Source organism: Mesorhizobium sp. M0296 (genome assembly GCF_040321675.1).
Classification (GTDB): Bacteria; Pseudomonadota; Alphaproteobacteria; order Rhizobiales; family Rhizobiaceae; genus Mesorhizobium.
This window is the reverse complement of the sequence record NZ_JAMYRZ010000001.1, coordinates 412,993-427,284: the sequence shown is the minus strand read 5'-3', so window position 1 is coordinate 427,284 and position 14,292 is coordinate 412,993. Positions and strand designations below refer to the sequence as shown.

The following is a 14,292-nucleotide window of genomic DNA, read 5'->3' as shown; positions in this document are numbered from 1 at the left end:
GTCCAACGGAATTGCCGTCCCGAACCTCCTGACGGGCCATGCCTCAACGCTCCGTTAACCATCCCCATTTACGGTTTCGTAAGTATGGCGCGCGTGCGCCGCGCAAGCAGTGGTGCCGATGTCCGGGTTTCAGCCTCAAAACAAAATGGGACGAAAGGGCAAGGCGGTCTGCGCTTTGCTGCTGGCAACCAGTGTCTTTGCGTTGTCGCGGCCGGCACTGCTTTGCGCCCAGGAAACCGAGCTGCGCGGCGAGGTTTCGGAATCGACAATCCTGGACGATCAGCAGTACAAGATCAGGCAATCGAGCATAGCCGGAACCCAAGCCGCGCAGGCTGCTGCAACCGCCAACGACAATACGCCGCTGCCTACCTATCGCCCGGCCAGCCAAGGGGCGTTGCCTGACGACGGCACGGGCGAGGCGGCCACAACCGGCGGCACTTTCGATCAACCAGCGGCCAGCGGCGACCCATTTCCCGACAACCCTGCTCCGCCCCCCCGACGGCGGCCAAGCGCGACGCAACGCGCCGCCAATGCGGCCAACGCCGAAGACGAGACCGCTGACAGCCAGAAGCGCAAGAGAACCGCGACTGCAGCCGCGGCGGCGACCGATGACACCGATACCGCCGCCATAGACGAGCAGGATACGGTCAACCGCCGTGCCGTCACCATCGATTCCGCCGAGAGGCTCAAGCTCGACCCCGGCGCCGAGCGCACCGAAGCCATCGAAGGCCAGGACAAGAAGAACGAGGACGACCCGTTCGCCGCCACCGGCATCAAGCTCGGCTCCTTCGTGATCCGGCCGACGCTCGAGCAAGGCCTGACGTCTTCGACAAACGCCGATTCGAGCAGCCTCGGCAAGCCGGCCTTGCTGTCGGAAACGACGCTGCGCTTCAACGCCGTCTCCGACTGGCGGGAGAATTCGGCGACGGTTGAGGGCTATGGCATCTTCCGCGAAACCTTGTCCGGCTATGACATTCACGAGGCGCAAGGCCGCGTCGACGGCACACTCAACATCGATCTCGACAATGATCTGCGCGCCATCGCCAAGCTGGGCTATGAGGCCTTGCCCGAATCGGCCTCGGCGCCGGACGCGGTCGTCGGCGCCGTTGGCCAGCCGGTGCGCCAGACCGTGAACGGCAGTCTCGCCGTCGAGAAGGATGCCGGCAAGATGCGCTTCGCGCTGACCGGCGCGGTCGAGCACGACATCTTTGGCGACGCCAAGCTTTCGTCGGGCGGATCGCTGTCGCAGAAGGGCCGCGACTCGACGCTCTACACGGCCATTTTGCGTACCGGTTACGAGATCTCGCCTGCCATCACCCCGTTCACCGAAATCGAGATCGGCCGGCGCGCTTATGATTTGCGCGTCGATCCAAACGGCTTCCAGCGCTCCTCGACCAGGCTTGGCGCACGGGCCGGCGTCGAGCTCGATCTCCGCGAGAAGCTTACCGGCGAGTTCTCGGTCGGCTGGCTGCGCGAAGCTATCGACGACGATGCCCTGCCGGCTATTTCGGGCGCGACGGTCAATGCCGATCTCAAATGGTCGCCGGAACGCGGCACCACGATCGGGCTCACCGCACAGACGACCGCCGAGAACACGACGAATGCGGGCGAAAGCGGCGACATGCTCTATTCCGGCAGCCTCACCGGCGAGCGGCAGATCCGCGCCAACCTGACCGGAAATGCCGCTCTCGGCCTTGAATGGCGCGACTATACCGGCTCCGACGATCATGATTTGACGCTGAGCGCCGAGGCTGGGCTGACGTGGTGGCTGAACCGCTACACCGGGCTCACCACCCGCGCCAGGACTGAAAAACTGACCAGCAACCTGGTTGGGCGCGACTACACGGCCAACAGTATCTTCGTCGGCTTGAAGTTGCAGCGCTAAATGCATGTCGCGCAAAAGTTTGCAGCGGTTTTGCGATAACGACTTGCGTAAAACAAGAACCTAAAGCGCGTCGCATGAGGCCGGTCGAACGCGGCGCGCTTTAGCCGATCAGCGCGGCAACCGGTGTTGAAACTACAAGGCTACGCCGCGGCGTTCTGACGGCGCGAGTTCGTCGAGAAGCGTGCGAATGACACCGGCCATGCTGGCATTCATGTCTCTGCGCCACAGTGCGAAGGCAACGTTGGCCTCGACGAAGCCTTCGGGCGAGCCGCAGTCGAACGTTCGCCCGCGGTAGTGGTAGCCGTAGAAGGGCTGTTGCTTCTGCAGCTTCAGCATTGCATCGGTGAGCTGGATCTCGTTGCCGGCGCCTTTTTCCTGACCTTCGAGTATCTTGAATATCTCCGGCTGCAGGATATAGCGCCCGTTGATGTAGAGGTTCGACGGCGCCGTGCCGGTCTTCGGCTTTTCCACCATGCCGGAGATGCGGAAACCGTGATGCGCGGCCTCGCCGCGGCCGACAATGCCGTATTTGTGCGCCTCGGCCGGATCGCATTCCTGCACGGCGACGATGTTGTTGCCGGTCTCGGCGTAAAGCTCGACCATGTCCTTCATGCAGCTTTTTTCCGACTGCATGATCATGTCGGGCAACAGCAGCGCAAAGGGCTCGTCGCCGACGAGCTCGCGCGCGCACCAGACGGCGTGACCAAGGCCGAGCGGTACCTGCTGGCGGGTGAAGCTGGTCTGCCCCGGCGCCGGCTGCAGCCGCTGCAGGCGGGCGAGCTGGTCGTCCTTGCCGCGCTGCGCAAGCGTGTCGTAGAGCTCGAATTGGACATCGAAGTGATCCTCGATGACCGCCTTGTTGCGGCCGGTCACAAAGATGAAATGCTCGATCCCGGCTTCGCGCGCCTCATCGACCACATACTGGATGACCGGCCTGTCGACGACCGTCAGCATTTCCTTGGGAATGGCCTTGGTGGCGGGGAGAAAGCGCGTGCCGAGACCGGCAACCGGGAACACTGCCTTGCGAACTCTCTTCATGTGCCAATTATCCATTTGCATGCCTGTTCGGCAATCCCGATTCGAGACATTTTCATGCCGAAATCGAGGATTACTGAACGGCGGGTCAGAAATCTCAGCTGGTAAAGCATTGACGCATCTTTTCACCCCGGACGGCACCTATGGTAAACCAAATGCTAACCGGGTTCGGCGATGAATAGTCTTCCTGAGATGAAGAAGGAGGAAAAGATGTCCGTTCGCAACGCCGCAAGGCGCTTCACCAGCGTCCTGACGGCCGCCAGCCTCTCGCTTGCCTTGCTCATGCCCAGCGGGTCGGCTTTTGCCGATGCCGGCTTCCGCCAATGGGTCGCCAGCTTCCGTGCTACCGCCGTGGCGAGCGGCGTTTCCGGCTCCGTCTACGACCAGGCATTCAAGGGCATCAACGATGCTGACCCGGTGGTGCTGGAAAAGGCCCGTACTCAACCCGAATTCACCGCACCCGCTTGGGATTATTTCGACAACCGCGTCCATGACCAGTCGGTCGCCGTCGGCCAGCAGATGGCAAGGAAATGGAAGCCTTGGCTGGACAGGATCGAGGCAAGATACGGCGTCGACCGCTACATCCTGCTGGCCATCTGGTCTATGGAATCTAACTACGGCGAAACCCTCAAGCGCGATAATATCATGCGCAATGTGGTGCGCTCGCTGGCGACGCTTGGTTATGCCGACCCGAAGCGAGCGAAATTTGCCCGCACCCAACTGATCGCGGCGCTGAAGATCCTGCAGACCGGCGACATCGACGAAAGCCATCTCAGCGGCTCATGGGCCGGCGCGATGGGCCATACCCAGTTCATCCCCACCAGCTACCAGTCCTATGCGGTCGATATGGACGGCAACGGCAAGCGCGACATCTGGAATTCGATTCCCGACGCTCTGGCGACAGCCGCCAATTTGCTGAGGAAGAACGGCTGGCAGGCAGGCAAGACCTGGGGTTATGAGGTCAGCCTTCCGGACGGCAAGAAGCTGCCCGGAGGCTCGAAGTCGCTGTCGCAATGGCAGGCGCTGGGCGTCACCCGTGCCAACGGCAAGCCGTTCAAGAACGGTGCGGACAAGGCGACTTTGAAGCTGCCCGGCGGCCGCGGCGGGCCAGCCTTCCTGATGATCAAGAATTTCTCCGTCATCAAGCGTTACAACAATGCCGACAAATATGCGCTCGCCGTGGGCCTTCTTGCCGACGAAATCGCCGGCTATGGCGGGCTTGTGCAGGACTGGAAGCGACCGTTTACCAAGCTCTCCTTCGAGGAAAGGCAGGAGCTTCAGAAGCGACTTTCCGAGCACGGCTATTACGACGGCAAGTTCGACGGCAAGATCGGTGACGGATCGAAAACCGCCATCATGGCCTTCCAGGCAAAGGCTGGCTTGACCCAGGACGGGTATCCGAGCAAGGAAGTGCTCAAATGGCTCAGGCAGAACTAGAGCCGGTTGCGGGATGGAGAGGGTGATTGGTTTCGGCTGCGCGCATCCGGTTAATCGTTCGTCGCGTGCCGATCGTGGTTCTGGCGATCGCCGTTCTGGCAGTCGGCGCAGCCAGTGCCTTTCATACCTCGGCCATGGCGCAGGAGCCGGAAAGTCGTGGCTGGTCGCTGCGCGACCTGTTGTTTCCGCGCAGAAGCGAGCGGTTTGAGCAGCCGCCGCCCGAATTCCAGAGAGAATTCCAGAGAACAAAGCCCAGGCCCAAGCTGAGAAAGCCCCGGTCAGTTCGCCGGCCGCCGCCGGCCGAGCCGACAACCCCGGTGGCCGAGAAGGCGCCGGATGCACGCGTCGTTCTGGTGGTCGGCGATTTCATGGCGTCTGGGCTGGCTGAGGGGCTCGACGCCGCCTTTGCCGAGAACACTGGCGTCAGGATCGTCATCCGTGCCAACGGATCGTCCGGCTTCGTGCGTGACGATGTCTACAACTGGCCAGGCCAGGTCAAGTCGCTGATCGCCGCCGAAAAACCGGCAGCCGTTGTCGTCATGCTCGGATCCAACGACCGGCAGCAGATGCGCGTCGGCGATGTGCGCGAGCAGCCGCGATCCGAAAACTGGACCAAGGAATACGAGCGCCGGACCGAAGCGTTCGGCAAGGCCATCGCAGCAACCAAGGTGCCGTATCTGTGGGTTGGCATGCCGGCCTTCCGGGTCTCGAAAATGACCTCCGACATGCTGGCCTTCAACGACATCTTCCGCTCGTCCGCCGAAAGCCACGGCGGCGAATTCGTCGACGTCTGGGACGGGTTCGTCGACGAGAACGGCGCCTTCATCACCAGCGGACCGGACATCAACGGCCAATCGGTGCGCCTGCGCTCCGACGACGGCATCAACATGTCGAAGGCCGGCAAGCGCAAGCTCGCCTTCTATACCGAAAAGCCGCTGATGAAGATCCTTGGGCTGGCCGCGCCGGGAAGCGTGGTGACAGCGTCTGCCCCGGCCGGCGCTCCCGTCGAGGCGCCGTCACCTGCTGCCGCACCGATAGCTGTCGATCGCACCGCGCCGATGCTGCTCAGCGATCCGGCGCTGGACGGCGGCTCGGAACTTCTCGGCGCCGCCCCGCCGGCAAAAGCTGACAAGAATTTGCCGGGCGAAAGGCTGATCGTCGAGGGCAAGGCGCCCGACGCCTCACCGGGCCGCGCCGATGACTTCTCCTGGCCGCCCAAGACACAACCTGCGACGGCGGCCGCATCCGATACGACGACGGCGATCCGCCAGTAAACAGAACCTCTTCGGAACTGGCTCAGCGCGGCAGCACGCTCGATCCCATCAGCGCCTCGTCGATGGCGCGCGCCGCCTGGCGGCCCTCGCGGATCGCCCAGACGACCAGCGACTGGCCGCGCCGCACGTCGCCCGCCGCATAGAGCCTTTCGACGCTGGTCCTGTAGTCCCGGTCATTGGCCTCGACATTCTTCGAACGGCGGCTGTCGGTGACGATCTTCATCTGCCCGTCGAGTTCCGAGACCGGCCCGCGAGCGGCTGGCCCGGCAAAGCCGATGGCGATGAACGCGAGATCGGCGCGGATGACGAATTCGGTGCCGGCGATTGGCTTGCGCTTTTCGTCGACCTCGCAGCATTTGACCCCGGTCAGCTGGCCGTCCTCGCCGATGAATTCAAGCGTCGCCACCTGGAATTCGCGCTCGGCGCCTTCGGCCTGCGACGATGACGTGCGCATCTTGGTCGCCCAGTAGGGCCAGACCGACAGCTTGTCTTCCTTTTCCGGCGGCTGCGGCCGGATGTCGAGCTGGGTGACGCGCACCGCGCCCTGGCGGAAGGCGGTGCCGACGCAGTCTGAGGCAGTGTCGCCGCCGCCGACGACGACGACATGCTGGCCGCCGGCGACGATCGGGCGCGACGGCCATGCGACCGACTGGATCGGCTCGCCGCCGATACGCTTGTTCTGCTGCACCAGATAGGGCATGGCGTCGTGCACGCCGTCGAGATCGTCGCCCGGGATGTTGGCCGGGCGCGGCGTTTCGGAACCGCCGCAATAGAGCACGGCATCATATTCGGCGAGCAGTTCGGCGACCGGCTTGTCGACGCCGACATTGACGCCGCAATGGAAGCTGACACCTTCGCCCTGCATCTGCTCGATGCGCCGGTCGATATAATGCTTCTCGATCTTGAAATCGGGGATGCCGTAGCGCATCAGCCCGCCCGGCCGGCTCTCGCGCTCATAGACGTGAACGTCATGGCCTGCGCGGCCGAGTTGCTGGGCAGCCGCCATGCCTGCCGGCCCCGAGCCGATGATCGCGACGCGCTTGCCGGTCTTCCGTTCCGGCGGATAGGGCCGGATATGGCCGGTTTCATAGGCTTTGTCGGCAATCGCCTGCTCGATCGTCTTGATGGCGACCGGAATATCCTCGAGGTTCAGCGTGCAGGCTTCCTCGCAAGGTGCGGGGCAGATGCGGCCGGTAAATTCCGGAAAATTGTTGGTCGAATGCAGGTTGCGGATCGCGTTTTCCCAGTCGCCATTGTAGACGAGGTCGTTCCAGTCCGGGATCTGGTTGTGGATCGGGCAGCCGGTCGGTCCATGGCAATACGGAATGCCGCAATCCATGCACCGCGCGGCCTGTTTCTCGACCTCCTTGTCCGACATCGGCAGGGTGAACTCGCGGAAATGCCGGATGCGGTCGGAAGCCGGCTGGTACTTGTGCACCTGCCGGTCGATCTCGAGAAATCCTGTTACCTTGCCCATAGTCCAGTCCCTGCTGTCCGGAAGGCACGCCTGGCGACGCACCCGTTAACCTCATAAGGCAGCTGTGGCAACCTTCAGTCCGAGGTCAGGATTGTTGATGAAGGTGGTTGCCGGGACGCATGGCCTCCCGGCAATTTCCAAATCTATTCCGCCGCCACGTTCATGCGCATCCGCTCCATCTCGATCAGCGCGCGGCGGTATTCGACCGGCATGATCTTCCGGAATTTCGGCCGGAAAGTCGCCCAGTCGTCGAGGATTTCGCGACCTCGTACCGAGCCGGTGTAGTGGACGTGGTTGGAGATCAGCTGGTAGAGCCGCTCCTCGTCATGGCTGGTCATATCGCCGGATACGTCGACACGGCCCTTATGGTCGAGATCGCCGCCATGGTGGAGCAGCTTTTCCATCAGGTCGTCCTCTTCCGGAACCGGCTCCAGCTCGACCATCGCCATGTTGCAGCGTTCGGCGAAATCACCCGCCTCGTCGAGCACATAGGCGACGCCGCCCGACATGCCGGCGGCGAAGTTGCGGCCGGTCTGGCCGATGACGACGACGATACCGCCAGTCATGTATTCGCAACCATGGTCGCCGACGCCTTCAACGACGGCGGCGACACCCGAATTGCGCACGGCAAAACGCTCGCCGGCAACGCCGCAGAAATAGGCCTCGCCCTCGGTTGCGCCGTAGAGCACGGTATTGCCGACAATAATGGACTCGGCAGCAACGATTTTCGTGTTCTCCGGCGGGCGGATGACAATGCGGCCACCCGACAGGCCCTTGCCGACATAGTCGTTGGCAGCGCCCACCAGTTCGAACGAGACACCCCGCGCCAGGAAGGCGCCAAAGGACTGGCCGGCCGTGCCGGTGAGCTTGACCGAGATCGTGTCCTCGCGCAGGCCCTTGTGCTTGAAGCGCTTTGCCACCTCGCCCGACAGCATGGCGCCGGTCGAACGGTCGACGTTGCGGATCGGCAGTTCGATACTGACCGGCTGCCTGGCTTCGAGCGCCGGCTTTGCGAGTTCGATCAGCTTGCGGTCGAGCACGTCGTCGATCGGATGCTTCTGCCGCTCGGTCCAGTGCACCGCCTCGTGCGGCGCATCGGGCTTGTAGAACATCTTGCTGAAGTCGAGCCCGCGTGCCTTCCAGTGCTGGATCAGCTCGCGCTTTTCCAGAAGGTCGGTGTCGCCGATGATCTGGTCGAGATGGGTGTAGCCCATCTCGACAAGCAGCGCCCGCACCTCTTCCGCCACATAGAAGAAGAAGTTGATGACGTGCTCGGGCGTGCCCTTGAAGCGCTTGCGCAGCACCGGGTCCTGTGTCGCGACGCCGACGGGGCAGGTGTTGAGATGGCACTTGCGCATCATGATGCAGCCGGCCGCGATCAACGGCGCGGTCGAAAAGCCGAACTCGTCGGCGCCGAGCAGTGCGCCGATAATGACGTCACGCCCGGTGCGCAGGCCGCCGTCGACCTGCAGCGCGACGCGCGACCTGAGGCCGTTGAGCACCAGCGTCTGGTGCGTCTCGGCAAGGCCCATCTCCCACGGGCTGCCGGCATGCTTGAGCGAGGTCAGCGGCGAGGCACCGGTGCCGCCGTCATAGCCTGATATGGTGATGTGGTCGGCACGCGCCTTGGCGACGCCGGCCGCAACCGTGCCGACGCCGACTTCCGAGACCAGCTTGACCGATACGTCGGCCGCCGGATTGACGTTCTTCAGGTCGTAGATGAGCTGCGCCAGATCCTCGATCGAATAGATGTCGTGATGCGGCGGCGGCGAGATCAGGCCGACGCCCGGCGTCGAGTGCCTGACCTTTGCTATGGTCGCATCGACCTTGTGACCCGGCAGCTGGCCGCCCTCGCCTGGCTTCGCCCCTTGCGCGACCTTGATCTGCATCATGTCGGAATTGACCAGATACTCCGCCGTGACGCCAAAGCGTCCCGAGGCGACCTGCTTGATCGCCGAGCGTTCGGGGTTCTTGCCGCCGCCCGGCAGTGGCAGATAGCGGTCGGCCTCTTCGCCGCCCTCGCCGGTGTTCGACTTGCCGCCGATGGCGTTCATGGCGCGCGCCAGCGTCGTGTGCGCTTCCCTTGAGATCGAGCCGAAGGACATCGCCCCGGTCGAGAAGCGCTTGACTATATCGGCCGCCGGCATCACCTCGTCGAGCGTGACCTTCTTACGCCCGGTCTCTTGCGCAAGCTTGATCTTGAACAGGCCGCGAATGGTCTGCGCCTGCGCCGTCTCGCTGTCGATCTGGGCGGAATAGTCCTTGAACGTCTCCCACGAGCCTTGGCGCACGGCGTGCTGCAAGGTCGCCACTGCGTCGGGCGACCAGATATGGGCCTCGCCGCGCATGCGGAACATGTATTCGCCGCCGACCTCGAGGCTGTTGCGCAGCACCGGGTCGTTGCCGAAGCCGTCGGTGTGGCGGCTGACCGTTTCGGCGGCGATCTCGTCCAGCCCGACGCCTTCGATCAGCGTCGCCGTGCCGGTGAAGTACTTCTGCACGAAGTCCGACTTCAGGCCGATGGCGTCGAATATCTGCGCGCCGCAATAGGACTGGTATGTGGAGATGCCCATCTTGGACATCACCTTGAGGATGCCCTTGCCGATCGACTTGATGTAGCGGGAGACGACTTCGTAGGCATCGACCTCCGCCGGCAATTCGCCACGCTTGTGCATGTCGAGCAGCGTGTCGAAAGCGAGATAGGGATTGATCGCCTCGGCGCCGTAGCCGGCGAGACAGCAGAAATGATGCACCTCGCGCGGCTCGCCGGATTCCACGACGAGGCCAACGGAGGTGCGCAATCCCTTGCGGATCAAATGATGGTGCACGGCCGCAGTCGCCAGCAGTGCCGGAATGGCAATGCGATCCGGGCCGAGCTGACGGTCCGAAAGGATGATGATGTTGTAGCCGCCGGCGACCGCCGCCTCGGCGCGCTCGCATAGCCGGTCGATGGCGCCCTGCATGCCGGCCGCGCCTTCATTCGAACCGTAAGTGATGTCGATCGTCTTGGTGTCGAAACGGTCTTCGGTGTGGCCGACGGAGCGCAGCTTCTCCAGATCGCCGTTCGTCAGGATCGGTTGGCGCACTTCGAGCCGCTTGCGGCGCGAATTGCCGACAAGATCGAAGATGTTGGGCCGCGGCCCGATGAAGGACACCAGGCTCATCACCAACTCCTCGCGGATCGGGTCGATCGGCGGATTGGTGACCTGTGCGAAATTCTGCTTGAAATAGGTGTAGAGCAGCTTCGATCTGTCCGACATTGCCGAAATCGGCGTGTCGGTACCCATCGAGCCGACGGCTTCCTGGCCGGTGGTCGCCATCGGCGACATCAACAGCTTGGTGTCCTCCTGGGTGTAGCCAAACGCCTGCTGGCGGTCGAGCAGTGAGACATCCCTGCGCAGGGCGCGCGGCTCGACCGGGTTCAGATCCTCGAGGATGAGCTGTGTGTTGGCGAGCCAGCTCTTGTAGGGATGCCTGGTCGCGATCTCCGACTTGATTTCCTCGTCGGAAACGATGCGGCCCTTGTCCAGGTCGATCAGCAGCATGCGGCCGGGCTGCAGCCGCCACTTCTTGACGATCCTTTCCTCCGGCACTGGCAGCACGCCGGCTTCCGAGGCCATGATGACGCGGTCATCATCGGTGACGATGTAGCGCGCCGGCCGCAGCCCGTTGCGGTCGAGCGTGGCACCGATCTGGCGGCCGTCGGTGAAGGCAACCGCCGCTGGCCCGTCCCACGGCTCCATCAGGGCTGCGTGATACTCGTAGAAGGCCTTGCGGTCCTGACCCATCAGCTTGTTGCCGGCCCAGGCTTCCGGGATTAGCATCATCATGGCGTGGGCGAGCGAATAGCCGCCCTGCGTCAGGAATTCGAGCGCATTGTCGAAGCAGGCGGTGTCCGACTGCCCTTCATAGGAGATCGGCCACAGCTTCGAGATGTCGTTGCCGAACAGTTCGGAATCGACCGAGGCCTGCCGCGCCGCCATCCAGTTGACGTTGCCGCGCAGCGTATTGATCTCGCCATTGTGGGCGACCATGCGGTAGGGATGCGCCAGCTTCCACGACGGGAACGTGTTGGTCGAGAAGCGCTGGTGGACCAGGATCAGCGCCGTCTCGAAACGCGGGTCGGTGAGGTCCTTGTAGTAGGCGCCGACCTGATAGGCCAGGAACATGCCCTTGTAGACGATGGTCCGCGACGACATCGAGACGACATAGAAGCCGTTGTCGACGCCTTTGGTCTCTTCGTGGATACGGCCGGAAATGACCTTGCGCAGGATGTAGAGCCGCCGCTCGTAATCGTCGTCGTTCTCGATCTCGGCGCCGCGGCCCAGGAATACCTGTCGGTGCACCGGCTCGGAAGCGGCGATGTCGGGCGCCTTGGACAGCGATGAATTATCGACCGGCACGTCGCGAAAGCCGAGCAGCGGCTGGCCCTCGAGTTGCGCCACCTCGGCGATGATGCCTTCGATATGCGCCTGCAGCTCCGGGTCGCGCGGCATGAACACATGGCCGACTGCATAGTGGCCGGGCTTCGGCAGTTCGACCCCTTGCTTGGCCATCTCCTCGCGGAAGAAGCGGTCCGGCAGCTGCACCAGCACGCCGGCGCCGTCGCCCATCAGCGGATCCGCGCCGACGGCGCCGCGATGCGTCAGGTTTTCGAGCACGGCAAGGCCGTCCTCGACGATCTGATGCGACTTCACGCCCTTCATGTTGACGATGAAGCCGACGCCGCAGGCATCATGCTCGTTGCGCGGATCATAGAGGCCGTGCGCGGCATAGCCGGTGCTGGTTCGCCCAATATTGGTCAGGGACGGATTTTTGACGGCTGCCGCTTTCGTCTGCGCGGCCTTCGTCGCAGATGGCGTCATGTCCGTCATCGTCCTGTCCTCCGTTCCGTCCCCTTCGGGCGCTGGTTTCCGTCGGGAAGCGCGTGGCTCCCCTTTCAATCTTGCGGCACGTCTTGCGAAATTCTTGCCGACCGTGCGGCTTTCCGCATCGTTCGCATATGGTATTCGTACAGGCTGGAGCCAGACTGTCTAGCTGTCGCTCGCGGCAATGCCGCAGAGGCGCAATCATATGCCAATGCGGCCAGTTTTGTGCGACAAAATAAGACAGCACTACTGTCCTAAATTTTTATGACAGAAATTTTGGATGCACACAAGACCGATTCACAAAATTCTTGAAGCTTTCGCGACAGAAAATTGCGCGGAACGCCGTGTCAGCGTAGCCTTCAGTCGCTGCATCTACGCTCATGCGTTTCGCTGGCTTTAGCGGATTTTCGGCATCTGCCACTTGCGGCCGGCATGCGAAAGCGGCCAAGCTCGCATCGATTTCCCCAGCATAGGCAGACGCATGATTTTCGCTTCCGACAATTGGGCAGGCGCCCATCCCCGTATCGCTGCCGGTCTGTCGGCCCATGCCGACGGCTTCTCCACCGCCTATGGCGACGGTGCCCTCGACAAGGCCGTTTACCAGCGCTTCAATGAAATCTTCGAATGCGAGGTCGCGGTGTTTTTCGTCGCCACCGGCACCGCTGCCAATTCGCTGTCGCTGACTACCTATAACAAGCCAGGCGGCATTTCCTTCTGCCATCGCGAATCGCACGTCATCGAGGACGAATGCGGTGCACCGGAATATTTCACCGGCGGTTCGCGGCTTTATACAGTCGAAGGCGCACTCGGCAGGATCGATGCCGGCCATCTGGAACGGGCGGTGGACCATTTCGCACCCGAAAACGTCCATTCCGGGCGGCCGGTTGCCGTTTCGATCACCCAGTCGACCGAAGTCGGCACCGTCTACACGCTGAACGAAATCGCCAGGATTTCGGCGATCGCAAAGCAGCATGGACTCCCGCTGCACATGGATGGGGCCCGCTTTGCCAATGCGCTCGTCGCGCTGGAAACGACGCCGGCCGAAATGACCTGGAAGCATGGCGTTGACATCCTCTCCTTTGGCGGCACCAAGAATGGCTGTTGGTGCGCCGAGGCGATCGTGCTGTTCGACCTCGAGCGAGCCAAGGAATTGGCCTTTTTGCGCAAGCGCGCGGCCCAGCTGTTCTCGAAATCGCGCTTCATCGCCGCGCAATTCGATGCTTATTTCAGGGGTGGGCTATGGCTCGACACAGCACGGCACGCCAATGCGATGGCGGCACGGCTTGCCGCGGCGATAGAAGATTCCCCTTCGGCCCGGCTGGCCTGGCTGCCGCAGGCGAACGAGGTCTTCGCAGTCATGAAAAAGGCCGAGGCCGAAAGAATGCAAGCGGCAGGGGCGGCCTTCCACGACTGGCACAGGCCGCTCGGCTACGACGGCTACATTGGCGAAGACGAAGCGCTCTATCGCTTTGTCACCAGCTTCGCGACCACGCCCGACGAGGTCGACCGTTTCGGCTACCTGCTCGCCGGATAGCAAGCCTTGCCCACCAGCAAAAGAGCGGCGCATTGCTGCACCGCCCTTTCTTCCCGGGGAGTTGGCGTCCCGGAGTTAAGCTGCCTGGCTTAGGCGGCAGTCTTGGCCTCGATCTGCTTGGCCTTGGCCGGAGCCGAGGTGATCGCGATCTTGCGCGGCTTCAGCTCTTCGGGGATGTTGCGCTTGAGGTCGACGAAGAGCAGGCCGTTCTTCAGCGCGGCGCCGACAACCTCGACGTGATCGGCAAGCTGGAAGTGGCGCTCGAAGGCTCGACTGGCGATACCGCGATAGAGCAGTTCGGAGCCTTCGCCATTGCCTTCCTCCTTGCGCTCACCCTTGACGGTCAGCACATTGCGGTGAGCTTCGATCGAAATCTCATCTTCCGAGAAGCCGGCCACAGCCATCGAGATGCGATAGGCATCCTCGCCCGTGCGCTCGATGTTGTAAGGCGGATACGTCTGGCCTTCCGGCTGCGCAAGCGAATCGAGCATGGTGAACAGCCGGTCAAAACCGACGGTCGAACGGTAGAGCGGGGAAAAATCAACGTGACGCATGGTGTGTTCTCCTGTTGAGCAACAAGGTTGCGTATGGCCGGTGCGAAACCCGTGACGGCGTTCCGGATTGGCCAGCGGCCCCGACATTGGCGACCGCATGACAAATTTGGGAAGCCGGCGACGGCATTTCAAGATTTTCCCGCGTCCGAACGCGACCGGTCCCGGCCCACGTCCCGATGCCGATGAACGGCAGATGAACCGTGGCTTCGGCGAGCGTTCAGCCAGGCG

At 62.9% G+C, this 14,292-nt stretch carries 8 protein-coding genes; 4 read left to right on the top strand and 4 right to left on the bottom strand.

Translation table 11 applies throughout. From position 1 onward, the window contains the following. Positions 1-145: 145 nt before the first annotated feature. Complete coding sequence (locus NKI97_RS02125) at positions 146-1,885, top strand: outer membrane beta-barrel protein (protein WP_502894798.1); 1,740 nt, start codon at positions 146-148, stop codon at positions 1,883-1,885. Between the two features lie 132 nt (positions 1,886-2,017). Here the strand turns inward: NKI97_RS02125 and galU are convergent, their stop codons facing one another. Then, complete coding sequence (gene galU / locus NKI97_RS02120; protein WP_352448225.1) at positions 2,018-2,923, bottom strand: UTP--glucose-1-phosphate uridylyltransferase GalU; 906 nt, start codon at positions 2,921-2,923, stop codon at positions 2,018-2,020. 207 nt (positions 2,924-3,130) lie between these two features. Here galU and NKI97_RS02115 point away from each other — a divergent pair, with 207 nt between their 5' ends. Both NKI97_RS02115 and NKI97_RS02110 read left to right on the top strand, forming a co-directional pair. Further along, the gene (locus tag NKI97_RS02115; protein WP_352742863.1) at positions 3,131-4,357 is read left to right on the top strand and encodes a lytic murein transglycosylase; all 1,227 of its coding nucleotides are present in this window, start codon (positions 3,131-3,133) and stop codon (positions 4,355-4,357) included. A 26-nt stretch (positions 4,358-4,383) separates the two neighbouring features. Next, positions 4,384-5,631 (top strand): SGNH/GDSL hydrolase family protein, encoded by a 1,248-nt coding sequence (locus tag NKI97_RS02110; RefSeq protein WP_352448227.1) that lies wholly within the window; start codon positions 4,384-4,386, stop codon positions 5,629-5,631. A gap of 22 nt (positions 5,632-5,653) precedes the next feature. Here NKI97_RS02110 and NKI97_RS02105 read toward each other — a convergent pair whose 3' ends face one another. Together NKI97_RS02105 and gltB are read right to left on the bottom strand one after the other, a co-directional pair. Continuing rightward, a complete protein-coding gene (locus NKI97_RS02105) occupies positions 5,654-7,108 on the bottom strand; it encodes a glutamate synthase subunit beta (protein ID WP_352448228.1) in 1,455 nt (484 codons plus the stop codon). 143 nt (positions 7,109-7,251) lie between these two features. Continuing rightward, complete coding sequence (gene gltB, locus NKI97_RS02100; RefSeq protein WP_352742866.1) at positions 7,252-11,982, bottom strand: glutamate synthase large subunit; 4,731 nt, start codon at positions 11,980-11,982, stop codon at positions 7,252-7,254. A gap of 475 nt (positions 11,983-12,457) precedes the next feature. On the opposite strand from gltB, the gene NKI97_RS02095 reads away from it, so the two are divergent. Then, a complete protein-coding gene (locus tag NKI97_RS02095; RefSeq protein ID WP_352448230.1) occupies positions 12,458-13,510 on the top strand; it encodes a threonine aldolase family protein in 1,053 nt (350 codons plus the stop codon). A gap of 89 nt (positions 13,511-13,599) precedes the next feature. Here NKI97_RS02095 and NKI97_RS02090 read toward each other — a convergent pair whose 3' ends face one another. After that, positions 13,600-14,064, bottom strand: coding sequence for an Hsp20 family protein (locus tag NKI97_RS02090; protein WP_352448231.1), 465 nt, complete (start codon positions 14,062-14,064; stop codon positions 13,600-13,602). Positions 14,065-14,292 lie beyond the last annotated feature (228 nt).

Coding starts and splice junctions, on each gene's coding strand:
- NKI97_RS02095 (WP_352448230.1), top strand. CDS start 12,458: ATGATTTTCGCTTCCGACAATTGGGCAGGCGCCCATCCCCGTATCGCT.
- gltB (WP_352742866.1), bottom strand. CDS start 11,982: ATGACGGACATGACGCCATCTGCGACGAAGGCCGCGCAGACGAAAGCG.
- NKI97_RS02105 (WP_352448228.1), bottom strand. CDS start 7,108: ATGGGCAAGGTAACAGGATTTCTCGAGATCGACCGGCAGGTGCACAAG.
- galU (WP_352448225.1), bottom strand. CDS start 2,923: ATGAAGAGAGTTCGCAAGGCAGTGTTCCCGGTTGCCGGTCTCGGCACG.
- NKI97_RS02115 (WP_352742863.1), top strand. CDS start 3,131: ATGTCCGTTCGCAACGCCGCAAGGCGCTTCACCAGCGTCCTGACGGCC.
- NKI97_RS02125 (WP_502894798.1), top strand. CDS start 146: ATGGGACGAAAGGGCAAGGCGGTCTGCGCTTTGCTGCTGGCAACCAGT.
- NKI97_RS02090 (WP_352448231.1), bottom strand. CDS start 14,064: ATGCGTCACGTTGATTTTTCCCCGCTCTACCGTTCGACCGTCGGTTTT.